Here is a 22,208-nt window from a genome sequence, read left to right on the forward strand (position 1 = left end):
CGGCTGCCATACGCAGCCAACATCAGTGGAGTGTTTTATGAATGAAGCTGTGAAAAATGTTAAACTGCACCTCGTGGTTCTCGCTCTGGTTGTAGTTTCCGAACTCATAGGCATTATGACTTTTAAAGTAGGCCCGGGTAAACTGGTACTGCTGCCCATGCTTTATGCAATGTTTATCGGAATCTTCCTCGGCCCCAAATTCTGCAAGGTAGTAAAAGAAAAGGATATGTTTCAGGCCAGCACACTTGTAGGTCTGACACTGCTCCTGCTTATGGCCCGTTACGGCACACTTGTAGGTCCGAAATTCTTTGAAATCCTCAAGGCCGGCCCCGCTCTGATTCTGCAGGAATTCGGTAACATTGCCACCCTCATCCTCGGTATCCCCATTGCCATGTACCTCGGCCTTAAACGCGAGGCGATTGGCGCAGCCCACTCCATCGCACGTGAACCCAACGTGGCTCTCATCGGTGATATTTACGGTCTCGACTCCGCTGAAGGACGCGGCGTAATGGGCGTATATATCTGCGGTACTGTTTTCGGAACCATCTTCTTCGGCTTGATGGCATCTTTCCTTGCAGCCTTTGAAATCTTCCACCCATACGCGCTGGCCATGGCCTCCGGCGTTGGTAGCGCGAGTATGATGACTGCATCTGTTGGTAGCCTCAGTGCCGCATACCCGGCAATGGCTGAACAGATTCAGGCTTTCGGCGTGGCAAGTAACACCCTCTCCGGAATCGACGGCGTATACATGTCCCTGATTCTGGCCCTGCCCATGTCCAACAAGCTCTACAACTATATTTACAAACTCAAATATAAAACTGCTCCGGAGGGCGTATAATGACTAAGCAGCAAAACCTCATAGAATCCGTAGCCGTTCTCGTTCTGGTAAGCATCATGGTCCTTATCGGTAACTATGTCGGCTTCAACAACAACATGGTGGAAGCCCTGCCCGGTATGGGCATCCTGCTTGTACTCTGCATAGCCGGTGTTGCCACCAACATGTTTGTATTCAAGAAAATCCCTTCTGTACTCTTCGTTATCACTTACGGAGTAATTGTCAGCCTCCCTGGATTTCCCATGTCCGAAACAGTCAACGCGTATGTAGCCAAAGTCCACTTTCTGGCTCTGACCACCCCCATCCTTGCCTATGCCGGTGTCTCTATCGGTAAGGACCTTGACACATTCAAGAAAAGCGGCTGGCGAATTGTCATCGTAAGTATCTTTGTCATGATTTCTACTTATCTCGGCTCCGCTGCCATTGCCCAGAGCGTGCTCAAGTTCATGGGAGACATTTAAATGGCTTTGAATTCTGAAGTTCTTGCCCTTTTTGACGAAATGAAGGAAATCCGGCGCAATATCCACCGCAATCCCGAAGTGGGACTGGACACGGTGGAGACCGCAAAATTGATCAAGTACAAACTTGATGAATACGGTATTCCTTACTCTGATTGCGGTGTGAACTCAGTGGTAGCTGAAATCAAAGGCGGAGAAGGCGACACTACCGTGGCTTTCCGTGTTGATTTTGATGCCCTTGAGATGGAAGAAGAAAACGACTTCGCATACAAATCCCAGGTCGAAGGCAGAATGCACGCCTGTGGTCATGACGGACACTGCACCTCTTTGATCGCACTTGCAGCCTACCTCTCCAAGAACCGTGATTTTAACGGCACAGTACTCCTTCTTTTTCAGTCCGGTGAAGAAGGATACGAAGGAGCGCTCAGGGTTATCGAAGACGGTTTCTTTGATAAATACAAAGTGGACTACATGTTCGGATTCCATAACTGGCCCGGACTTGAAACCGGTAAAATTGCAGTTCACAACGGTGCCTGCATGGCCTCCGAAGACCGCTTTGAAATCCACGTGACCGGAAAAAGCGGACACGCTTCCATGCCTCATGTCAGCAACGAGCCTTTTGCCGCCGTTGCGGATATCATTAAGGGTTTGCAGTCAATAATCGTCCGCAAGGTTCCTTCTCATGAACGCGGGGTTATTTCCATTACCCAGGTTCATGGCGGAAGCATGCGTAACGGAATTCCTGACCGAGTCATGGTTCAGGGCAACGTTCGCACCTGCAACGAAGATGTTCAGGATCTCATTGAAGAGTCCATCGGACAGGTAGCCAAAGGAGCTGCGACCATGTACGGAGTTAAAGCGGAGCTGGATTATGTCCGTAAACATCCGGTACTGGTTAACTCGGTTCCTGAAATAGGCTTAAAAGCAGCAGAAAAGGTTGTCGGCGCAGAAAACGTCGTTACCGACATGGAATCATCCATGGCTGCGGAAGACTACGCTTTCTTCATGAAGCACACCAAAGGATGCTATGTCTGGATCGGTAACGGTTCCGACTCCGCCGCCCTGCACAACAGCAAATATGATTTCAACGATGAAATCATGCCCGTTGCGGCAAGCTTCTTCATCGCCGTCATTGACGAGCTTCTGTAATAAAAAAAAGCGGGGCCCTCCACAGGCCCCGCTTTTTTATGCAGCTTGTTTAATCGAAATTTATTAAAGAATGTTATTCTCACGCAGCTCATTCATGACCTGCACCTTACTAAAAGGTTTGACGATATAACAACTGGCATATCCCTTAAAAAAGGCCTGACTGACATTTTTAGTATCCTTCAGGGAAGTGATCATGACCAGCTTGAATTCATCCGGTCCATCAATCTTCAATTCTTTCTCCAGATCACGCAACTTCTTGGTCGCTTCATGACCGTCCATTTCAGGCATAAGAATATCCATAAACACAGTATCGAACGGATCTTCTTCTTCATATGCCTTCTTGTAAAGTTCAATGGCATCAGATCCGTTGAACACTGCCTCACACCGGGCATACGGTGAGAGCAGTTTACTTAGGTACATGTGGACGGTTTCATCATCGTCAATAATTAGAAACCTCATATCCCCTCACTTACACAGTATCAAAGTCAGATATAATTCAAGACCTGCAATTTGTTTAATTTCTACTCTATACAATAAAATAAATAAAAAACCATAGCAACTTGAAATTCAAAAAAATACACCCATATCTGCAAACAGATTTGCCATCCCCATGCAATCTGTCAACATACTATATTAAAACAAAAAACGCCGTCCCAAAATAGAGACGGCGTTTCAGATAAAACTAAATAACAATTAGATATCAACACCGTAGGCCTTGATGACCGCCATTCCACCCTGAGTGTTATGGACCTCTTCAAAACCAAGAGCATCAAGCATAATCTGAGCTTCATAGGAACGACCACCGGTATTGCAGACCAGCACCAGTTTCTTATCCTTCGGCAACTCTTCATATCTTTTAGGAATCTCACCCTGCGGAATATTGTGCCAATGTTCAGGATACTTTTCGAGAAAAGGCTCAGCATCGGCTTTTTCACGTACATCGAGGAAGCAGTATTCACCGCTTTCGCGATTTTCCCAATACTGAGCAAACATATCCGGACCATGACCGTGGTTCATACCATTGATTGCGTTATCGGCCATATTGGCAATAGCGTTGAGAACGTCCATGGCAGAAGCAAACGGCGGAGAGTAGGCAACTTCAAGGTTGCTGACATCTTCGATCGTGGGCTGGTATTTCATGATCGCAGCCACTGCGTTGATACGGCCGACAAGAGCATCGCCACCAGCAGAAATACCCTGAATACCGAGAACCCGGCGAGTTGCCTTATCAACAACCATCTCAAGGGTCATCATATCTTTTTCAGGATAAAAATGAGCACGGTCAGCCATGATCAGCATAACACTGATAGCATCAAATCCTGCCTGCTTTGCAGCACCAAGGCTCATTCCGGTACCGGACATAGCCCGCTCGAAGATCTTAACGCACCATGAACCGGCTGCGGCGGGAAAAGTTTCCTTGCGTCCGGCAAGGTTACCGCCGATTACCCGACCCTGCCTGTTAGCCATGGACCCCATGGGCAGGAACAAGGGAGAACCGTCTACAGCATTTTTAATGATTGCGCAGTCACCGCCGGAGAAAATCAGGGGATCAGTAGTACGCATGGTCTCGTCAACAATGATACCGCCACGCTCGCTGCACTCAAGGCCGCATTCACGGGCAAGGCTGTCATTGGGAATGACACCCGCAGAAATGATGACGATATCGGCTTCAACTTCACCGTCAGAGGTAATTACGCGCTCAACCTTGCCATCACCTTCGATTCTGGAAACAGTCTGGCCGAGTTTGAAGGCAACGCCCTCTTCTTCCATGTGTTTCTGGCCCATTTTTGCCAGTACCGGACTACACATACGGGGCAGAATCTGGTCGAAAATTTCTACAACAGTGGTTTCAATGCCCCACATGTCGGAAAACGCTTCAGCCATTTCAAGACCGATGAATCCTGCACCAACCACTACAGCTTTGCCGTACTGGCCCTTGGTGATGCCTTCTTTGATCTTTTCTGCATCATGCATATTGCCGACATAGAAAACATTTTCAAGCTCTTCACCGGGAAGACCAAGCTTACGGGGAGTGGCTCCGGTACCGATTACGAGCTGATCGTAATCCAGAACACTCTTTTCACCTGTCTTAAGATTAGTGATGTGAACCTGTTTGTTTTCACGGTCGATTTTGGTGGCTTCGGTAGAAGAAAGCACTTCCACGCCTTTAATGTCGTTAAAAAACGGTTCATCACGAACCATATGGAAAGCGGTGGTACGAAGCTGGTTGGCCTCGGACACATCTCCGGAGACAAAATAAGGGATACCACAACCGCCGTAGGAAAAAATTTCGTCCCTGTCGATAAGGGTAACGCGGGCATCCTGCCTGATTCTCTTATAACGGCAGGCCGCTTTGGGACCAAGTGCAACAGCACCGATGACAACTACATGTTCTGACATGAACTGAACCTCTGTTTTGAGATTTACATAACTACTGAAAAGCATCCAAATCAGTAGGGGAATTGTCTTTGGTCTACGAACTAATCATTTTAAAGGATAAACGCAAGCGGCTTAGAAAAGAAAAGCATGGTGCAATTGATGCTTTAAGCCTTTTTGCACAAGGGTTTAAGAAACCTAAAAAGCGTTAACGTGTCTCGTATATAGCGTGGGCAGCCAACTTTCATAAAAAAAGACCGCAATATCTCGAAAGATATCGCGGTCTTTTTTAAATTATCAAATTTAAAGTTTACTCTGCCTTAAACACTCCGGACTTGCCGCCTTCTTTGTAAACGAGTCGTACATCAGAGATAATTACATCCTTCTGTACTGCCTTACACATGTCATAAATGGTGGCGCAGGCAACCTGAACGGCTACAAGTGCTTCCATTTCAACTCCGGTTTTACCGGTGCAGCGGGCCTCGCCTTCAACTTCGATGGTCAGTTCGGCATCGTTAATTGCAAACCGCACATCAACGTAGCTGAGTGCAATAGGATGACAGAGCGGAATGAGGCGATGAGTTTCCTTGGCTCCCATGATGCCTGCAATCTTTGCAGAAGCAAGGGCATCCCCTTTGGGGAGAGCCTGCTGCTTAAGCAGATTGAAGGTCTCCTCGTTAAGGATGACCCGTCCCTTGGCAATTGCTGTGCGTTTGGTGTCCGCCTTAGCGGCCACGTCCACCATTACCGCATTGCCTTCGGCATCAATGTGGGAAAACTCACTCATGCTACTAACCCATCACTTTATCTTTAGCTTTCTTAAAAAGCTTCTTAACTTTCTTCATCGGCTTCTCTTCATCAAGGGCTTCGAATTCCCTGAGAAGCTCTTCCTGCCTGCTGTTCAAGCCGGTCGGAGTCTTGACCTTAACTTCCACCAGCAGGTCTCCCTTATGGGAGCTGCCGAGATAAGGAAGACCGAGTCCACGGAGCTGGAAGACCTCACCGGACTGGGTTCCCTTGGGAATGTCCATTTCGATGGGTTCATCCAGAGTAGGAACTTCGAGCTTGTGTCCCAGCGCAGCCTGAACAAAGGAAATCTCAGTGCTCAGAACCAGATCCTGTCCCTGACGCTTGAAGACCTTGTCCGGCTCCACAGTGATAACCACATACAGGTCACCGTGGGGGCCACCGTTCATCCCGGCTTCACCTTCACCGCGCAGACGCAGGCGTGAGCCATTGTCCACGCCGGCAGGAATGCGCACGTTCAGATCTTTCTGCTTACGCACATATCCGGCACCGCGACATTCAGGACAGGGATCAGTAATAACCTTACCCCGTCCATTACATGCGGGACAGGGAACGGAAATACGGAAAAAGCCCTGATTCTGCTCAACAGCTCCCCTGCCGCCGCAATGAGCGCAGGTCTCGGGAGATGTTCCGGGAGCGGAACCGCTACCGTCGCAGGTGTCACAGGTATCGGTTACCGGGATATTCAGTTCAACTTCGGTACCCTTGGCTGCGTCACGGAAAGACACAGTCAGGTTGTAACGGAGGTCGGAACCGGCCTGCATGCGATTTGCACCGCGGCCACCGCCACCGAAACCGAAGATATCACCGAAGATATCGCCAAAAGCACCGAAAATATCCTCGGAAGACTGGAATCCGCCAAATCCACCGTTCATACCGTTCATGCCCTGATGGCCGAAGCGGTCGTAACGGCTCCTTTTTTCAGGATCCCGCAGGACGTCATAAGCTTCCGCGGCTTCCTTGAATTTCTCTTCAGCTTCCGCATTACCCGGGTTACGGTCAGGGTGAAATTCCATAGCCTTCTTACGATAGGCTCTTTTAATTTCCCCTTCCTGGGCTTCTCTGGAAACTTCTAAAACTTCATAATAGCAACGTTTTGACATGACTTATTCGCTGCCGGGCTTTTTACCATCGGCAGTGTGGTAGCTCTCGGGAAGCACCTTGGCTGCGGCAATTTCCCTGAGAGCGGTTACGATTTCTTTGTTTTTGGATTCAACAAGAGGAGTGTAACCTTCACGGTACTGCTTCACTCTTTTAATGGCCATCTGGACAATAAGGAATCTGTTACCAACCTCAGCCAGACAATCTTCAACTGTGATTCTTGCCATGCGATCTCCAACACAATGGTTTTACCGGGTGTCCCGGTTATTTTCTGAGAGGAATCTGACCCTGCAGGTCTTCAAGCAGCTTGTCCGATACCGGATAGTATCCGCTGCCATCACCTAAAGATAGCCAGCATTGCCCATCGGGCAGTTCAGGATCTGAATAAAAAGAAACTTTAACGACGCGTTTGCCGTTCTCGTCAATTAATTCCAGATCCATTACCTTTTCGGAAGTTTCCGAAAGGGATGCCTTTGGTTCCGCCTCGAATTTTAATTCATTAAGTCGCCATAAGGACATGTCAATGCCCAGCAGCGGCTTTTTATCCTCAAAATTAATCCAGCTCTTATCGGATTTGATTCCGGTAAAAGTCTGATTACCCTGCACAACCCTTACAGTTCCAAGCTTTCCGGTCGCAATGGAAACAACGTTACGCTGCTGCATTGAAAAAGCTTTTTTATCCAATTGCTCATAATGTTCTTTACTGAGAACCAGATATCCGCTCTGGGAGGATGATCGGGCAAAATAAAATTTCTCTCCATCACCCGGCTCAAAAATTTCAAGAGTCTCAACTTTTTTACCGGATAATGAAATTTCAATATTTAAAAGGATCCTGCTTTCCTTATTCGGAATACTGGAAACAAGACCTTTTGCAGGCACTTCGAGCAATGAATGGAGGAAAAGGTCCACCTCACTGACGCTGGCCTGTTTTCCCCCAAGGGGGGCGGGAAAAGAAAATACGAACGGACCGTCCTTGCGGATAAGGGTCCATGAAAAAGAGCCTCCATGGCCCAAAGAAATAGCAACAACCTCGTCCGGTTTTCCCGAAACCAGATGCAGGTTATAATAATAGTCAGCTGGAAAGTCGCACCGACTTACCATTTTCTCCCCAAGCAAGAAGAGACTGCCTTCTTCCTTGGAATTAAGTGCATAAAAGCCTTCGCCGGAAGGATTTTCAGAACCGACGGAGATAGCAAGCTCCTGCCCGCCACCGGCGGCAATGCGCATCCGGGGAGATTCAAAACCATATTCAGCAGGAATGGGTTCCGAGACACGTCCCATAAAGCGCAGAGCTTTATCCTGAGCTAAAACATCAAGCAGGGAGTTCACCTTTTTCAGATCGGCTTCAACAGTTTCGCTCCAACCGTGCTGAACCACACCCCAACCATCTGTTCTACGGACAAGTGAAAAGCACTCTTCTCCCAGCGAGCACACGTCAAGCCTGTCTACCTGATCCTTATTAAGAACAGGCCAAACAGGCTCAGCTCGTTCAACCGGATTTTTCGGCGAACTCAAATAAAAGGCTCCGCAAACAATGGAGACCAGAGTCAAAAATATTAAAAACCTTTTCAGCACAAACAGCACCTTGGGATTACTAGACTCACGACATTATTCAACAACGGAGCAATTTGCTAAAATAAGAGATATAAACTTGCATGTCAACCTATTTTAAGGCAGAATCCCTATCCCGTCGGTCTGAAATAGACTCCGACGCTAATTAGGTACCAATAAAATATAAATACGATTTTTTCCACAACTTATTAGATAAGACTTGGAGCAAGAAATGGCCAAATGGGGAAAACTGAGCTTTGCCCAGAAAAAATGCGTATCCACTGTGGGTATGCTCATGCAGAAAACCGAAATGGTCAAAGATGGAGACCGCATCGGCATTGCCGTATCCGGAGGAGTTGACAGTTTCGTACTCATCCGCACTATGCTCATCAGGCAAGCCATCATACCATTTAATATAGAGCTCATGGTGCTGCATGTTAACCCCGGCTTTATTCCCGACAGCCACTACCCTCTTTCTGACTGGTGTCGCGAAAACGGAATTGCCTCCCACATCGAACTTACCGACTACGGTCCGAGAGCCCACGGCCCTGAAAATAAAAAAAAATCTGCATGTTTTTATTGCAGCCGATTGAGACGCAAAAGACTCTTCGAACTCTGCGACCAATACAATCTTACCCACCTCGCTCTCGGACACACTGCAGACGATCTGGTGACTACATTCCACATGAATATGCTTCAGAACGGACGGGTCCAAGGCCTCTCTGCCAATGAGTCTTTTTTCAAAGGAAAACTGCAAGTTATCCGCCCGACACTAATGCTTGAAAAGAAATACATCAAAGCAGCAGCACGGCAGTGGGAGCTCCCCATCTGGAGCAACAAATGCCCCTCCAATGACAACACCAAACGCAGTGAAATCAACAACTGGCTGGAAGAAGAATGGCGAAAAATGCCCGGCTCCAGAAACAACACATTCAATGCTTTAAGACGCTGGCAGCTTGACTTAAACATGAAAACATCTTAAAAATTTTTCAAATTTATTGCGCCTGTTAACCAGAGACATATTTAACGTCATAATTAAGCAAGGCCAAAAACCAATTATGCTATTAAAAAAATACCACGTAGTCATTTTTAAGAATCCCTGCGACAATGCCCGCAAATTCCAGATCCGCGGCTGGACATTCTTTTTCCTCTTCGCCCTTATCGCAGGCTTAGCCGGAGGAAACGTATACCTCTGGAAGTATTACCAAAGCTACTCAGGACTGGAAAATAATCTGGCCCGTGCCGAAAAAGCTGTACAGGAGCAGAAGGCACAGCTCATCTCTCTTTCACAGAAGATGCAGAATATTTCGCAGGATCTTGACCGAGTTCACAACTTTGACTCCAAATTACGCGTAATGATCAACCTTGACCAAGGTAATGTTCAAAACGTAGCCCCCAAAGGGGGATCAACCGGAGCTGATTTTTCCAACAGCTATCTGCCGCTGTACAGGCAGGAACTACTTGTCCGCAAAATGCATGACTTCCTCGCCCAGCTCAGCACAGAAGCAAAGCTGGAAGAAGTGCGCCAGCAGGAAATCATCCACTCCATGCGCTCCAAGCAGGACGCTTTGGATGCAACACCGTCCATCTGGCCCGCAGAAGGCTGGGTAACCTCACCTTTCGGATGGAGAAGCTCACCCTTCACCGGCAAACGTGAATACCACAAAGGTATAGATATTTCCTGCCCCACCGGCACCCCCATCTACGCTCCGGCCAAAGGAACCATCTCTTTTTCCGGCTTGCAGGGCGGATACGGTAAGCTGGTAAAAATCAACCACGGAGCCAACCTTTCCACCCGCTACGGCCACATGAAACAACCCATAGTGAAGAAAGGACAAGAGGTAACACGTGGAGAACTTATCGGTTACGCAGGTAACACAGGTCGTTCCACCGGCCCGCATGTTCATTACGAAGTAAGACTTGGCGGCGTTCCGGTAAACCCCATGCGCTACATACTTAACTAAGTCGCCGCAAAATCCAATAAAAAAAGGTCCGTAAGGTAATCACTTTACGGACCTTTTTTATTGGATTTGTTGAAAAAAATTTACCGTTATGGCTAGGCGGGCTTTGCCCTCTGCGGCTCTTAGTGATAATAGAGCGTAAAGAATGGGTCCTGATTTTGCAGACCCGTCTGAAACGAGGACAGCATGACTTTTTTTAATTTCAATCCCAGCGACCTGATGAGCTTTTATCTCACCCTGTTCAGGGTGAGTATTGTGCTGTTTTTGCTTCCCTTTTTTGGAGGGAACTCTATTCCCAAAACAGTTAAGGCAGCACTAACCATTGTTTTGACGCTTGGAATCTGGCCCCATGTAACCTTTGACGGAAGCCTCATGCCGGCAAGCCCTTACAATATTGCCCTGATGATTCTGGGAGAAATGGTACTCGGGCTGGTCATGGGAATCTCTGTTCATGTCATGTTTGCAGCAATCCAGACTGGTGGTAACCTTATCGGGGTTCAGATGGGTTTTTCAATGGTTAACGTCCTCGACCCGCTAACCGGGACAAATGAAGCTGTCACCGCCCACTTCCTGTACATGTGTGCAATTCTGGTTTTCCTTAGTATCAACGGACACCTTTACCTGATGTCTGCCATGGTGGAGAGTTTCAAATATATCCCACCGGGACAAATCTTCATTTCATCCACGCTGACCAGCCAGATAATGTCAATTTCAAAAGACCTGTTCGTACTTGCTGTTAAAGTAGCATCACCCATCATCGCGACCATTTTCGTTGTCGACCTCGGCCTTGCCTTGATCAGTAAAATGGCTCCTCAGATGAACGTACTCATGCTCGGTTTCCCTCTCAAAATTTTAGCCGGATTTTTTGTTCTGAGCCTTGTATTCACAGTCCTCTCACTGCATGTGGGAGAATTTGTGGCAGACCTGCCCAAATACTTATTAAGCATAATCAAAGCCGGCAGCCCACCGGCTCTACCAATCGGTAACTAGGAGGATGCTGTATGGCTAAAGATCCTAGTAAAACTGAGAAGGCGACACCCAAACGAATAAATAAAGCCCGAAAGGACGGAAGTGTCGCCAAAGGGGAAGAAATGGGCAAAATAATGACCCTTATTGCAGGTGTAATCTGCCTGCGGGCCATTATCGACATGTACTACGAGCAATTTTATGAAATATTCCAGTGGTTTTTTACTAAAGGTATATTCATTGATTTGGATAAACAATCTGTTTACCAGCTTTTTCAATGGTGCTCGCAAAAGCTGGCTGTCATACTTCTGCCACTATTTCTGTTTATCGCCTTCATAGCCTTTCTTGTCCTGCGCCTTCAGGTCGGTAAATTATGGACTACGAAGGTCTTCAAGCCCAAATTCTCAAAGATGTTCAATCTTGTGCAAGGGTTTAAAAGATTACTATTTGACCTAAAAACAATAATCAGACTCGTTAAAAGTCTGCTTTTTGCCATCATAGTAGGAATCGCACCCTACATAATCATTAAGAATGAAGTAGGAAATTTCCTGCCGCTCTTTTATTCCAGTGCCCATGAACTGGCCGTCTATATACTTCAGATCGGTTACAAAATGGTCACTTACACCATGCTGCCTATGCTTGTTCTTGCTTTAGCCGACCTCTGGTATCAGCGCCACAATTATCAGGAAGAGATGAAGATGAGCAAAGATGAAGTAAAGGACGAGCGAAAACAAGCTGAGGGTGACCCGAAGATCAAACAACAGCAGAAGCAAAAGATGATGGCAATCCTTCAGCAACGCATGATGGCGGAAGTTCCTAATGCGGACGTGGTCATCACCAACCCTACCCACTACGCCATTGCCTTGAAGTACGATCCTATGGTAGCCCCAGCACCACTGGTCCTTGCCAAAGGGATGAATAAAGTTGCGGAGCGAATCAAGGAAGTTGCCCGCGAAAATAAAGTACCGATCCGTGAAAACAAGCCTTTGGCACAGGCCTTGTATAAACAGGTTGAGATCGGTGACATCATTCCGGAAGAACTCTATAAGGCAGTTGCGGCTATACTTGCCAAGTTAAACAAATTTACCCGCAAATAAAGGCCTGAGCACCTCTTCCGGTGACCATAAAGATCACCAGAAAACAACCTGAAAGGGGTGTCAAAATCATGGCCGAATCAAAATCGATAAATTACCAGAAATTTGCCAAGCAGGGTGATATTCTCCTCGCGGGCGGCGTTGTAGTCATTCTCTTCGTCATGCTCATTCCCCTGCCGACAATGTTTATCGACTTCATGCTCAGTGTAAGTATTTCACTGGGACTGGTAATCCTGATTACCTCCATGTTCCTGCAGTCACCCCTTGAATTTTCCATTTTCCCTTCACTTCTGCTGGTAACCACCCTGCTCAGACTGGCTCTAAACGTAGCCACCACACGTGCCATCCTTCTTCACGGGGATGAGGGTACGTCGGCTGCGGGTAGTGTTATTCAGAGTTTCGGTGAATTTGTTGTCGGCGGTAACTATGTCATCGGTATCGTCATCTTTATGATTCTGTTCATCCTGAACAAAACCGTTATCGTACAGGGTACCACCCGTATTGCTGAAGTTGCTGCACGATTCACTCTTGACGCAATGCCCGGTAAACAGATGGCTATTGAAGCTGACCTCAACTCCGGTCTAATCGATGAAGAAGAAGCAAGATCCCAGCGTCTAAACCTGCGCCGCGAATCAGACTTTTACGGCGCCATGGACGGTGCCGGTAAGTTCGTACAGGGGGACGTTAACGCTGGTATGCTCATCACCGCCATCAACATCATCGGCGGAATTCTTATCGGTGTACTGCAGAAAGGAATGCACTGGACCGATGCAGCCCAGACCTATACCCTGCTGACTATCGGTGACGGTCTCGTATCGACTATCCCTTCACTGATCATCTCCACTTCCGCAGGTATCATTGTTTCCCGTGCAGCAGCAGAAGCCAAGATGGGTGAAGAATTCATCGGACAGCTTACTTTTCACTCCCGTGCACTCAAGCTGGTATCCATCATTCTTGTAATATTCGGAATTGTTCCCGGCATGCCCACCATTCCTTTCCTCTGCCTTTCAGCGATTATTTACGGTGTATCTCTCCTCGGCCGCGACACTGAAGCCGAAGAGCAGAAGGAAGAAGCAAAAGCACAGAAGGCAAAGGCCGAACAGCCTTCACTGGACAGCCCGGAAGAAGTTCAGGCACTGCTGCCGCTCGATTCCCTCGAACTGGAAGTCGGCTACGGCCTTATCCCGCTGGTTGACGAAGAACAGAGCGGCAACCTGCTTTCACGCATCCGCTCCATCCGCCGACAGTACGCTCTGGATATGGGTGTCATTATCCCGTCACTGCACCTGCGCGACAACCTGCAGCTCAAGCCCGGTGAATACCGTGTGCTCATCAAAGGCAACGCTGTGGCCTCTGCTGAGATCCTCATCGACCACCAGTTGGCTATGGACCCGGGTGACGCAAAACACAGAATTAAAGGTATTGAAACTGTCGAGCCTGCATTCAACCTTCCTGCTATCTGGATTCCCGATACCCAGAAAGAAGAAGCTATGCTCGCCGGATACACAGTTGTCGATCCCTCAACTGTTATAGCAACCCATCTTACCGAAGTATTCCGCCGCAACCTCGGTGAATTCCTCGGCAGACAGGAAACACAGGATCTGCTGGACAACCTTTCCAAACGCGCTCCCAAGGCTGTTGAAGACCTCGTCCCCAACATCCTTTCCCTCGGCGTGGTTCAGAAGGTGCTCCAGAATCTTGTTCGCGAAAACGTATCCATTCGTGACCTGCTGACTATTGTTGAAGCTATGGCTGACTACGGTCCTTCCATTCAGGACCCGAACCAGCTGACTGAATACGTCCGCTCCCACATGAGCAGGACCATTATCAAGCCTTACCTTGCCAGTGACGGCAGCCTGCCCATCATGACCTTCGGCCCCAATGTGGATGCCAAGCTCAATGATGCGGTTCGTTCATCTGAAAACGGTGGTTTTCTGGCCCTTGATCCCGGCAGTGCCCAGCAGCTCATCCAAAGCGTTAATGCAACCGCTGAAGGTGTACTGGAAACTGACGGTCAACCGGTCCTCTTGTGTGCTCCTCAGCTGAGAAGCCACTTGGCACAACTGATGGTACGCTTCTTGCCTACAATCCCTGTAATATCGCAGGCCGAGATTCCTGCGAGCGTAAGAATCATGTCTGCGGGTACCGTAGAGTTCTAAAAAGGTTGGTAATATGCGGGTAAAAACATTCAGAGGAAGCAGCACAGCAGCGGTCTTCGCCGACATCAAAGCGGAATTCGGCGACAACGCTATTATCCTCAGCAACAAATCAGTTGAAGAGGATGGCCGCAAGATCCATGAGATCATGGTCGGCGTTGACGGTCAGGAAGAAGCTGTTCAGGCGCAGGAAACACGGGACGAAGTCATTGATGCCGCAATGAACAACATCCCGGACTGGAATCAGGAATGGAACCAGATCAAGGGACACATGATGGCCCTGCTGAAGCCGCAGATGAACCTGAACCTGCTTGCCCCCCGCCAGCGCCTCGCGCTGGAATACCTTGAGAGGGAAGGCGTTGAAAACAATGTCATCCTTGATCTCTTTCAACAGCTTCGCGGCGACAAGTCCAAAGCCATCCTGCCCGAACTGGAAAAGATTGCTCCTGTCCGCGCACTGGACTCAAAGAATTGGCCCCAGAAATTTCAAGCCCTCGCCGGACCGCACGGCGCAGGTAAAACCTCCACTATTATCCGCCTCGCACTTAAGGAAAAGAAAGAAAATCCCGCAGCACGCATCTGTCTTGCCTCTGCTGATCAGGGACAAGGCAAGGGACGTCTTGTACTGCGCCACTATGCTGACCTCTCCGGACTCGAATTCAGGGAACTGGCCAGCCGCGAAGATTTTGCCAAACTTATAGGTGAAAGCCAGAGATTTGACAGAGTATTCATCGACCTGCCCGGCCTGGCCGGAAATGCAGAGCTGGAAGGCTGGCTGGCAGCATGCGGCATGCACGGCCCCTGCGATCTGGCAGTACATCTTGTACTGAACCCATACTACGCCCCGGCGCAATACACCGCTTTCCTTAAAAAATTCCAATCTTCCAAAGTAAAAAGCCTCATCTGGACCAAACTTGATGAAGCATGCAACTACGGAGCACTGGTTAATACTTCTTATGAAAGTGGCCTACCGGTTTCCCTGCTCTCTTACGGCTCAGGACTAAGAAACAGCATGAAGCCGGCCTGTGAAAAAGATTTCTGGAGACTGGTCTTCAAACACCAGCTCCCCGTACAGGAAAAAATGAAATTCGCTAAAGCGGTCTAACCGCCTTTTGCCAAAAAAATAAGATAAATCAGGTACAATATTCGTTGCATAAAAATCGCTGGCAACGTAAACAGTATAGATAAATAAGAACAGGGTGATACAAATGAATTCCAATCTTCCCATGGTATTTTCAGTAACCTCCGGCAAGGGGGGCGTAGGCAAAACGAATATTTCCGTAAACCTGGCCTACAACTTAAGCCGCATGGGCAAGAAAGTCTTGCTGCTGGATGCCGACCTCGGCCTCGCCAACGTCGACGTCCTGCTGGGAATAGCTCCCAAGTACAACCTTTTCCATCTCTTTCACGAGGGAACTGGTATCAGGGAAGTTCTTCACAAGACCGATTACGGATTCGACATACTCCCTGCTTCTTCCGGCGTAAGTGACATGGTATCTCTTTCTACCGGCCAGAAACTGGATCTGCTGGAAGCAATGGACCACCTTGAAGAAGAGATCGACTACCTGATCGTTGATACCGGTGCAGGAATCAACGACAACGTTCTCTACTTCAACCTTGCGGTTCAGGAACGCCTTCTCGTACTGACCCCGGAACCGACCTCCCTTACTGACGCATATGCACTTATTAAAGTCATGAAACTGCATCACGGGGTTGACAAATTCAAGGTTCTGGTAAACATGGCACCGGATATGAAAGAAGCCAAGGAAGTTTTCAAGAAACTCTATATGGCCTGTGATCATTTCCTTAGCGGAGTTTCTTTGGATCTGGTGGGAGTTATCCCCCGCGATCCCAACATGAGGCAGGCTGTCATCAAGCAGACTCCTTTGTGTAAGATTGCACCTTCAAGCCCGGCTTGTACCCAGATTGCTGAAACCGCTAAAAGAATAACCAAATGGAAAGCAACATCCGAGCTAGATGGTAATATCAAGTTCTTCTGGAAAAAACTCCTCTTCCAAGAACAGTCCGTGGCTTAATTTAGAGTCCGGATCTACTGGTTGGGAAGATTTTTCGCCCTCAGATCAAGAGGCGATAGTACGGCATTACTCACCGAAAATCCGTATCATCGCGCTCCGCATGAAAGCCAAGCTCCCGCAGAATGTGGAGCTGGGAGAGTTGATCAGTGCCGGAAGTTTGGGTCTTGTTGAATCACTTGGAAAATTTCGCCCTGAACTGAAAATCAAGTTCGAAACATATGCTGAAAACCGCATCAAAGGTGCCATGCTCGATGAATTGCGACGCATGGACTGGTTTTCACGCGGACTGCGCCAAAAAGTTAAGACAATCGAGAACAGCATTCGCGAGATTGAGCACGAGACAGGTGAAAAACCTACCAGTGCTCAGATTGAAGAAGCGACCGGATTCTCCGCCAAGGAAGTCCAGCAGGGACTCGAAGCCCTCCAGAATCAGCTTTGCGTCAATCTCGACGCATTTAACGACAATATTCCAAGCAACAAAGATTCCCAGCTTGATGATGAGCCGTTCCAGTCTGCTGTTTTTCAAGAAACAGTAGACAAGGTAGCTGATCTGATTGATAATTTGACGCCGAGGGAAAAACTGGTATTATCACTGTACTACGGGGAGGAACTCAATATGAAAGAGACCTCCGAAGTAATGGAAATTACAGAAGGCAGGGTATCCCAATTACACTCTCAGGCCTTGAAAAAATTGAGAAAAATGTTCCACGATAAATATTCTACGGAACCTTAAGGAGAAATAAATGGCGATTGATTACTCTATGAAAGTTCTTGTTGTGGATGACTTCGCAACTATGCGTCGTATTATTAAAAACATCCTCCGCCAGATCGGCTTCACCAACATCGTGGAAGCTGATGACGGAACAACTGCCTGGGAAACACTGAACAAAGATGACAGCATCGAGTTCATCGTTTCCGACTGGAACATGCCCCAGATGACCGGCATTGAACTGCTGCGTAAGGTAAGAGCCAGTGAAGAGTTCGCCGATATTCCTTTCCTGATGGTTACTGCAGAAGCTCAGCAGGAGAACATCATTGAGGCTGTTCAGGCCAAGGTTTCCAACTACATTGTTAAGCCTTTCACCCCTGATACCCTCGGCCAGAAAATTAATAAGATTTTTGAATAAAAAATTCCTGTTCAGCGGACATGTCCCGGCATGTCCGTTGAACCATATTTCAGGCGGCAGCTAAGGCAATTCCGCCCGGAACCTTGTCTATCAGGATACGTACATGCTCTTCCTCGCTGTTGATGATATTGATGATTCTGAATCCGGGGAAGATACTCAATCTTCAGCCCCTGCCAGCAAGGCAGCTCAAAAGGTAGAGCTGGACCTTGATGATGCGCCTTTTCTTGAAGACGAGGACGATGAAGACGATATTCCGGAAGAAGAACCGGAAGAACTTGAGGCTCTTGAGGAAGAGCCGGCTGAAAAAAAACCGAAGACTAAACTTTTCATTTTTATCGGAATCGGAGTAATCATACTCCTGCTTGTTGCGATTCTGGTAAAACTTTTCTTTTTTGACTCTCCACCACCGCCGCCCAAGGAAGAAACTGCTGTTGAAGAAACAGTGGAAGAAATTCCTTTGGAAGTCCCCAAAGACACTCCTCCGCCTCCACCGGAAGAACCCGGTGTAACCCTGCTGCGCATGGACCCTTTCTGGATCGAACAGAAAGATAAAGACCAGCGAACAAGATTCCTCATAGCCCGCTTCGCCATGACAACAACTGATGAACGTGTTGTTGCTGAATACGGACGCAAAACTCTCATCTTGCGTGATGCGGTCTACTTTTACCTCAAAAATAAAGATTTACAGTTTTTAGCCGATGAGAAGAATGTAGAGAAACTGAAAAAAGACCTGCTTATGGTGATCAACCAGTACATTGTTGCAGGCGAATTTGAGAAAATCCTGTTTGAGGAGTATCTCGTGAGGTAACAATCATGCCCGGTCCAGTGGATATGCCCCTGATCATTTCGCAGCTTGCGAATGTCCAGAAGATTTCCAACTCTGAAGTTACCAAGTCCGGACTTCAGCAAACCCTTATGATCAATCCGGAAGAGCAGGAAAAGAACAAGGAAGCGCAGAAACAAATCCAGAAGACCGAAAAAGATGAAGCCGCTATTTCTGTGCGCGACGATAGCGGAAGCAAGGGTGGGCAGCAGTTCAAGCGCAAAAAACAGAAAAAGGACGAAGAGCCTGAAGAAGAAGCCCCGACCAAGAAATCTCCGTGGTCTGGAAACATAATCAATGTAAAGATTTGAGTTAGCGCACCTATTGCCCTTCTTCAGCAAACAGGGCAAACTGTCACAGATTCTATGAACCTCTACCTTAGCTAATTATGACTGTATTCCTGCTCATTTTCTTTTCCATAACTGAGATAGCCCTGCTTATCGCCGTAATCTTTTTTTTCCTCAGGCTGCGCAAGTCCGAAGAACTTGTGACTCGGTTGCAGGTTAAGCAGGAGGAATTTGTCAAGAAACTCCAGTTTAACACCCAGCTTGAAAACGAGATGATGAATACTTTTGCCGAACGGCAAGAAGAGTTGGCTCAATTGGATATGATGCTGGACCGCAAATCCAAAAAGCTCAAAAAGATACTGTCTCAGGCTGAAGAATTTTCGCGCTCACCGCAGTTCCTGCGCCAGATCATACTTACAGGTCACAAAGAAGGAAAGCCAGTCAGCAGGCTCGCTAAAGCCACTGGGCTGTCTATTGAAGAAGTAGAGCTTATTATTGATCAGCATAGTTAAACTATCATGAAAATTTCAAGATATGGTAGCCGCGGCTTTGGTGGAGGCGGCAGCAAATCATCGGCACGCTCTACCATGTTTCGCAAGAGATTTTCCGTTGGCGATATCCTGCAAGGAAAACTGATAAAATGGTATCAACCCAAGCTGGGCTGGGTAGTTATTGAAGATTTGGAACTGCTTGCCAGCATCCAAACGAATGCAACCCCGGGAGACATTCTCACTTTCCATGTCGAGCAACTTTACCCGGACATAATTCTCAAAGAAATCAACCCGAATCATCTGAACGGGCAAGGCGCTTACATTAACCCGACAGAGGTTACCCGCGAATTCGTCAGTAACCGGGCAACATTCCAATCACAAGCCAGCGCTATTTTCAAAAAACTCAATGAAGAGAGAATTCCCAGCGCCAATGACCGAAAAGAACGATTTCTTGAGCTGCTGGAAGATGATGTAAAAACAGCAGTTATATTTTTTAAGACTCTCGGGTGTGCCGCGAAACTTAATTCTGTTTTAAAATCGACAAAGCTCTACTACATGCCATGGCTGGTTCCCTGCGGATTCAATCAAGAAATAGTGCTCAAAACCAGGATAGATAGCGAAAATACCGACAATTCATTCTATGAATTGCTATTTTCGCTGGACCTTCCCCCGTCCGTACCTGCTCGATTTAAAGTCATGTATAAGAAGCCGCAATGCGGATTCAAGCTGCTTGCTGATGCCCCGCGCATAAAAGCTTTGCTCGGGCCAAAATTCAAAGATGATTTCAGCGAATTTCTCGCCATGGAACGCATCCCGCCGCATAACGCTGGCGGGGTCCTATCTGAACTGTTCTCCAGTTAATCCTTCTCTACCTTGAATGCAGCAACTTCTTCCTCAAGGCTGGCAACAGAATTTGAAAGCTGCTCGGTAATTGATACGAACTCAGTCAGAGCGTCTTTGGTCTGAATGGATGTTTCGCTAAGCTGAATCATGGCTTTGCTGATCTGCTCGGCCCCTTCGCTTTGATTCTGCATACCTTCGTTTACAGATTCGAAACGCGGTGTCAGGGTCTGAACCTGATTTACTACCCCGGTAATTCCATCTCCAAGCACCGCCACATTGCTGACTCCGTTCTCAACCTGCTTGCGGAACTTATCCATTTCCATAACCCCGGCAGAAACAGCGGAAAGCATCTCCGCTACGATTTTTTCGATATCAAGGGTGGACATGGCTGTCTGGTCAGCAAGCTTACGGATTTCACGCGCTACAACAGAAAAGCCCTGCCCGAATTCCCCTGCTTTTTCTGCTTCAATTGCAGCATTCAAGGACAGCAGGTTGATCTGTTCAGAAATCTTGGAAATGGAAGTCACCACTGAACTGATGTTGGCAGCTTTAGAGTTGATTACCGAAAGCTTGGAAAAAATTCCGCCGGAAGCATCTCTCATGGCATCCATGGTTACACCCATCTCACCAAGGTCACGAACTCCCTGAGCCGCCAACTCACCGGTTGAAACAGCAACAGTCGTAGATTCGTTCATCGTCCGGGCCAGTTCCTGCGATGTAGCAGAAATTTCACGGGACGAGCTGCCCAATTCCTGAGTTGCGGCAGCCTGATTCTCAACAGCAGCTTCAAGCTGATTGATGGCAGTGCCAAGCTTTAAGGCCGACCCGGTAACCTGATCCCCAGACCTCTGGACCTGACTGACCAGTGAATTCAAGGTGAGCAGCATGGTATGGATAGACTTAACAAGGTGGTCCACCTCATCAAACCGCTTTTCTTTTCCAGTCTCAAAAGAATCCACGACTTTTTTCAGATGCCCCTTATCAGTGGCCATAGCAAAAACTTTCTTGGCCTCACGCAGATCCCCTTTGGAAACATGATGGGCGACCTTTGAAACACTGCGGATAGGCAGGCAAATTCTGCGAATCACATAATAAATCACACCGATGGTCAGCAACAGAATGATAAAGCTGATTGCGCCCTGCTTTACGATCAGCTCCTCCACAGGTGCAAATATCTCCTGCTTGGGTACAGTTGAAGCCACGTACCAGCCCAAGGGGGCAAAATAGCGCACGTATGATTGACGCTCGACAATTTCACCGTCCTGCCGACGCACCCGATAATCAAGACGCCAATCCCCGAGTTTGCCAACTTCCTTAAGGTCATGCATCAGGGAATTGCCGGTATTCAAATTCAAAGTTTTTGCGAAATCAGGTCCCGCACCCAAAGGCGGAACAAGAACTTTCTTATTGTTATCAAAAATAAAAAGACGTCCTGTTTCTGCCAGCCTGATTTGTGAAAAGCCCTTGCGCATATCACGAATTAGGTCCTGTTTCTGGTTTTCAACCGCGCCTTCAATATCATCCACATAGGCTCCGGTACCAATAATCCATCCCCATTTCGGAAAACCTTTAACATATAAAAGCTTTGAAATAGGTTCTCTCTCACCCAGTCTGGTCCACAGCAGATTTACAAACCCTCCACCCTCGCGTGTGGCCTTACGAATCATGTCTGGACCAAAGGCATACCCATTCTTATCAACACCCTTTGATAGATCACGACCTTCAAGAGAACGGTCCGGGTGAGCAAGAGCTTTTAACTTATCAGTATAAATGAAAAAATAATCATTATTGAAATATCTTGTATTGCGGGCAAGTTTGTATGCTGCTTCCTTGGCTTGCTTTTCGCTTAGCTCTCCGGCCTTGTACAATTCGTAAAAACTGCCGACCTGAGCGAGAAAAAGAGTCATCGCATCTTTGACTGCCTGCTTGCGGTCTTGAACTGCATGTTGGCGATAGCGGTCAAGAGCCTGATGGCCTTCCTGCAGATAAAGCATCCCGACCCTGATAGTGTTCCGGGCTGTCCGACCTTGAAAATGCGCCATGTCTTCTTCCAGAGTCGAACTCGTAAACACAAGCGTAACAAGAGATGAAGCAATGACAACGGCTGCAACTATATATGAAATTCTAGTGCTGATTGACCGGAACAT

23 protein-coding genes are annotated in these 22,208 nt (G+C 47.7%); 16 read left to right on the forward strand and 7 right to left on the reverse strand.

Annotated features, from left to right (window positions below; all coding sequences use genetic code 11):
* Positions 1-37: 37 nt before the first annotated feature.
* The 3 genes from ACNI23_RS08425 to ACNI23_RS08435 are packed head-to-tail and all read left to right on the forward strand — an operon-like array spanning position 38 to position 2,442.
* Complete coding sequence (locus ACNI23_RS08425; RefSeq protein ID WP_420247906.1) at positions 38-838, forward strand: DUF3100 domain-containing protein; 801 nt, start codon at positions 38-40, stop codon at positions 836-838.
* Complete coding sequence (locus tag ACNI23_RS08430) at positions 838-1,296, forward strand: hypothetical protein (RefSeq protein ID WP_420247908.1); 459 nt, start codon at positions 838-840, stop codon at positions 1,294-1,296. Before ACNI23_RS08425 ends, ACNI23_RS08430 begins: the two co-directional genes overlap by 1 nt.
* A complete protein-coding gene (locus ACNI23_RS08435) occupies positions 1,297-2,442 on the forward strand; it encodes an amidohydrolase (protein WP_420247910.1) in 1,146 nt (381 codons plus the stop codon). It begins immediately after the preceding gene.
* A 63-nt stretch (positions 2,443-2,505) separates the two neighbouring features.
* Here the strand turns inward: ACNI23_RS08435 and ACNI23_RS08440 are convergent, their stop codons facing one another.
* From ACNI23_RS08440 to ACNI23_RS08465, 6 genes are all read right to left on the reverse strand, one after another.
* On the reverse strand, positions 2,506-2,901 hold the full coding sequence (locus ACNI23_RS08440; protein WP_420247911.1) for a response regulator: 396 nt from the start codon (positions 2,899-2,901) through the stop codon (positions 2,506-2,508).
* A gap of 234 nt (positions 2,902-3,135) precedes the next feature.
* Positions 3,136-4,842: an FAD-dependent oxidoreductase gene (locus ACNI23_RS08445; RefSeq protein WP_420247913.1), complete on the reverse strand. Its 1,707-nt coding sequence runs from the start codon at positions 4,840-4,842 to the stop codon at positions 3,136-3,138.
* A gap of 286 nt (positions 4,843-5,128) precedes the next feature.
* On the reverse strand, positions 5,129-5,605 hold the full coding sequence (moaC, locus tag ACNI23_RS08450; RefSeq protein ID WP_015852457.1) for a cyclic pyranopterin monophosphate synthase MoaC: 477 nt from the start codon (positions 5,603-5,605) through the stop codon (positions 5,129-5,131).
* 4 nt (positions 5,606-5,609) lie between these two features.
* Positions 5,610-6,728 (reverse strand): molecular chaperone DnaJ, encoded by a 1,119-nt coding sequence (gene dnaJ, locus ACNI23_RS08455; RefSeq protein ID WP_420247915.1) that lies wholly within the window; start codon positions 6,726-6,728, stop codon positions 5,610-5,612.
* Between the two features lie 3 nt (positions 6,729-6,731).
* Entirely contained in the window at positions 6,732-6,953 is a 222-nt protein-coding gene (gene rpoZ / locus ACNI23_RS08460) for a DNA-directed RNA polymerase subunit omega (protein WP_420247917.1), read from the reverse strand.
* 37 nt (positions 6,954-6,990) lie between these two features.
* Positions 6,991-8,241 (reverse strand): DUF4340 domain-containing protein, encoded by a 1,251-nt coding sequence (locus ACNI23_RS08465; protein ID WP_420247919.1) that lies wholly within the window; start codon positions 8,239-8,241, stop codon positions 6,991-6,993.
* Positions 8,242-8,509: 268 nt separating this feature from the next.
* On the opposite strand from ACNI23_RS08465, the gene ACNI23_RS08470 reads away from it, so the two are divergent.
* The 13 genes from ACNI23_RS08470 to ACNI23_RS08530 all read left to right on the forward strand — a co-directional run bounded on the left by ACNI23_RS08470 (position 8,510) and on the right by ACNI23_RS08530 (position 20,079).
* Complete coding sequence (locus ACNI23_RS08470; protein ID WP_420247921.1) at positions 8,510-9,259, forward strand: tRNA lysidine(34) synthetase; 750 nt, start codon at positions 8,510-8,512, stop codon at positions 9,257-9,259.
* 76 nt (positions 9,260-9,335) lie between these two features.
* A complete protein-coding gene (locus tag ACNI23_RS08475; protein ID WP_420247923.1) occupies positions 9,336-10,241 on the forward strand; it encodes a peptidoglycan DD-metalloendopeptidase family protein in 906 nt (301 codons plus the stop codon).
* Between the two features lie 183 nt (positions 10,242-10,424).
* Entirely contained in the window at positions 10,425-11,228 is an 804-nt protein-coding gene (gene fliR / locus ACNI23_RS08480; protein WP_420247925.1) for a flagellar biosynthetic protein FliR, read from the forward strand.
* Positions 11,229-11,239: 11 nt separating this feature from the next.
* Positions 11,240-12,301, forward strand: a complete 1,062-nt coding sequence (gene flhB, locus ACNI23_RS08485; protein WP_420247928.1) for a flagellar biosynthesis protein FlhB — start codon at positions 11,240-11,242, stop codon at positions 12,299-12,301.
* A 68-nt stretch (positions 12,302-12,369) separates the two neighbouring features.
* Complete coding sequence (gene flhA, locus ACNI23_RS08490; RefSeq protein ID WP_420247930.1) at positions 12,370-14,457, forward strand: flagellar biosynthesis protein FlhA; 2,088 nt, start codon at positions 12,370-12,372, stop codon at positions 14,455-14,457.
* Between the two features lie 13 nt (positions 14,458-14,470).
* Positions 14,471-15,559, forward strand: coding sequence for a flagellar biosynthesis protein FlhF (locus ACNI23_RS08495; protein ID WP_420247932.1), 1,089 nt, complete (start codon positions 14,471-14,473; stop codon positions 15,557-15,559).
* A gap of 103 nt (positions 15,560-15,662) precedes the next feature.
* Positions 15,663-16,490, forward strand: coding sequence for a MinD/ParA family protein (locus tag ACNI23_RS08500; protein ID WP_420247933.1), 828 nt, complete (start codon positions 15,663-15,665; stop codon positions 16,488-16,490).
* The gene (locus tag ACNI23_RS08505) at positions 16,432-17,223 is read left to right on the forward strand and encodes a FliA/WhiG family RNA polymerase sigma factor (RefSeq protein ID WP_420247935.1); all 792 of its coding nucleotides are present in this window, start codon (positions 16,432-16,434) and stop codon (positions 17,221-17,223) included. Before ACNI23_RS08500 ends, ACNI23_RS08505 begins: the two co-directional genes overlap by 59 nt.
* A 10-nt stretch (positions 17,224-17,233) precedes the next feature.
* Positions 17,234-17,617 (forward strand): chemotaxis response regulator CheY, encoded by a 384-nt coding sequence (locus tag ACNI23_RS08510; RefSeq protein ID WP_163350979.1) that lies wholly within the window; start codon positions 17,234-17,236, stop codon positions 17,615-17,617.
* A 103-nt stretch (positions 17,618-17,720) separates the two neighbouring features.
* On the forward strand, positions 17,721-18,425 hold the full coding sequence (locus ACNI23_RS08515; RefSeq protein WP_420247937.1) for a flagellar basal body-associated FliL family protein: 705 nt from the start codon (positions 17,721-17,723) through the stop codon (positions 18,423-18,425).
* A 5-nt stretch (positions 18,426-18,430) separates the two neighbouring features.
* Complete coding sequence (locus ACNI23_RS08520) at positions 18,431-18,751, forward strand: hypothetical protein (protein WP_420247938.1); 321 nt, start codon at positions 18,431-18,433, stop codon at positions 18,749-18,751.
* A 77-nt stretch (positions 18,752-18,828) separates the two neighbouring features.
* On the forward strand, positions 18,829-19,239 hold the full coding sequence (locus ACNI23_RS08525; RefSeq protein ID WP_420247939.1) for a hypothetical protein: 411 nt from the start codon (positions 18,829-18,831) through the stop codon (positions 19,237-19,239).
* Positions 19,240-19,245: 6 nt separating this feature from the next.
* The gene (locus ACNI23_RS08530; RefSeq protein WP_420247941.1) at positions 19,246-20,079 is read left to right on the forward strand and encodes a hypothetical protein; all 834 of its coding nucleotides are present in this window, start codon (positions 19,246-19,248) and stop codon (positions 20,077-20,079) included.
* On the opposite strand, the gene ACNI23_RS08535 is transcribed toward ACNI23_RS08530, so the two are convergent.
* The gene (locus tag ACNI23_RS08535) at positions 20,076-22,208 is read right to left on the reverse strand and encodes a methyl-accepting chemotaxis protein (protein WP_420247943.1); all 2,133 of its coding nucleotides are present in this window, start codon (positions 22,206-22,208) and stop codon (positions 20,076-20,078) included. The genes ACNI23_RS08530 and ACNI23_RS08535 overlap by 4 nt on opposite strands.

It is taken from the genome of Maridesulfovibrio pacificus (SeqCode) (assembly GCF_048612815.1).
Lineage (GTDB): Bacteria > Desulfobacterota > Desulfovibrionia > Desulfovibrionales > Desulfovibrionaceae > Maridesulfovibrio > Maridesulfovibrio pacificus.

Coding starts and splice junctions, on each gene's coding strand:
- ACNI23_RS08425 (WP_420247906.1), top strand. CDS start 38: ATGAATGAAGCTGTGAAAAATGTTAAACTGCACCTCGTGGTTCTCGCT.
- ACNI23_RS08430 (WP_420247908.1), top strand. CDS start 838: ATGACTAAGCAGCAAAACCTCATAGAATCCGTAGCCGTTCTCGTTCTG.
- ACNI23_RS08435 (WP_420247910.1), top strand. CDS start 1,297: ATGGCTTTGAATTCTGAAGTTCTTGCCCTTTTTGACGAAATGAAGGAA.
- ACNI23_RS08440 (WP_420247911.1), bottom strand. CDS start 2,901: ATGAGGTTTCTAATTATTGACGATGATGAAACCGTCCACATGTACCTA.
- ACNI23_RS08445 (WP_420247913.1), bottom strand. CDS start 4,842: ATGTCAGAACATGTAGTTGTCATCGGTGCTGTTGCACTTGGTCCCAAA.
- moaC (WP_015852457.1), bottom strand. CDS start 5,605: ATGAGTGAGTTTTCCCACATTGATGCCGAAGGCAATGCGGTAATGGTG.
- dnaJ (WP_420247915.1), bottom strand. CDS start 6,728: ATGTCAAAACGTTGCTATTATGAAGTTTTAGAAGTTTCCAGAGAAGCC.
- rpoZ (WP_420247917.1), bottom strand. CDS start 6,953: ATGGCAAGAATCACAGTTGAAGATTGTCTGGCTGAGGTTGGTAACAGA.
- ACNI23_RS08470 (WP_420247921.1), top strand. CDS start 8,510: ATGGCCAAATGGGGAAAACTGAGCTTTGCCCAGAAAAAATGCGTATCC.
- ACNI23_RS08475 (WP_420247923.1), top strand. CDS start 9,336: ATGCTATTAAAAAAATACCACGTAGTCATTTTTAAGAATCCCTGCGAC.
- fliR (WP_420247925.1), top strand. CDS start 10,425: ATGACTTTTTTTAATTTCAATCCCAGCGACCTGATGAGCTTTTATCTC.
- flhB (WP_420247928.1), top strand. CDS start 11,240: ATGGCTAAAGATCCTAGTAAAACTGAGAAGGCGACACCCAAACGAATA.
- flhA (WP_420247930.1), top strand. CDS start 12,370: ATGGCCGAATCAAAATCGATAAATTACCAGAAATTTGCCAAGCAGGGT.
- ACNI23_RS08495 (WP_420247932.1), top strand. CDS start 14,471: ATGCGGGTAAAAACATTCAGAGGAAGCAGCACAGCAGCGGTCTTCGCC.
- ACNI23_RS08500 (WP_420247933.1), top strand. CDS start 15,663: ATGAATTCCAATCTTCCCATGGTATTTTCAGTAACCTCCGGCAAGGGG.
- ACNI23_RS08505 (WP_420247935.1), top strand. CDS start 16,432: ATGGTAATATCAAGTTCTTCTGGAAAAAACTCCTCTTCCAAGAACAGT.
- ACNI23_RS08510 (WP_163350979.1), top strand. CDS start 17,234: ATGGCGATTGATTACTCTATGAAAGTTCTTGTTGTGGATGACTTCGCA.
- ACNI23_RS08515 (WP_420247937.1), top strand. CDS start 17,721: ATGCTCTTCCTCGCTGTTGATGATATTGATGATTCTGAATCCGGGGAA.
- ACNI23_RS08520 (WP_420247938.1), top strand. CDS start 18,431: ATGCCCGGTCCAGTGGATATGCCCCTGATCATTTCGCAGCTTGCGAAT.
- ACNI23_RS08525 (WP_420247939.1), top strand. CDS start 18,829: ATGACTGTATTCCTGCTCATTTTCTTTTCCATAACTGAGATAGCCCTG.
- ACNI23_RS08530 (WP_420247941.1), top strand. CDS start 19,246: ATGAAAATTTCAAGATATGGTAGCCGCGGCTTTGGTGGAGGCGGCAGC.
- ACNI23_RS08535 (WP_420247943.1), bottom strand. CDS start 22,208: ATGTTCCGGTCAATCAGCACTAGAATTTCATATATAGTTGCAGCCGTT.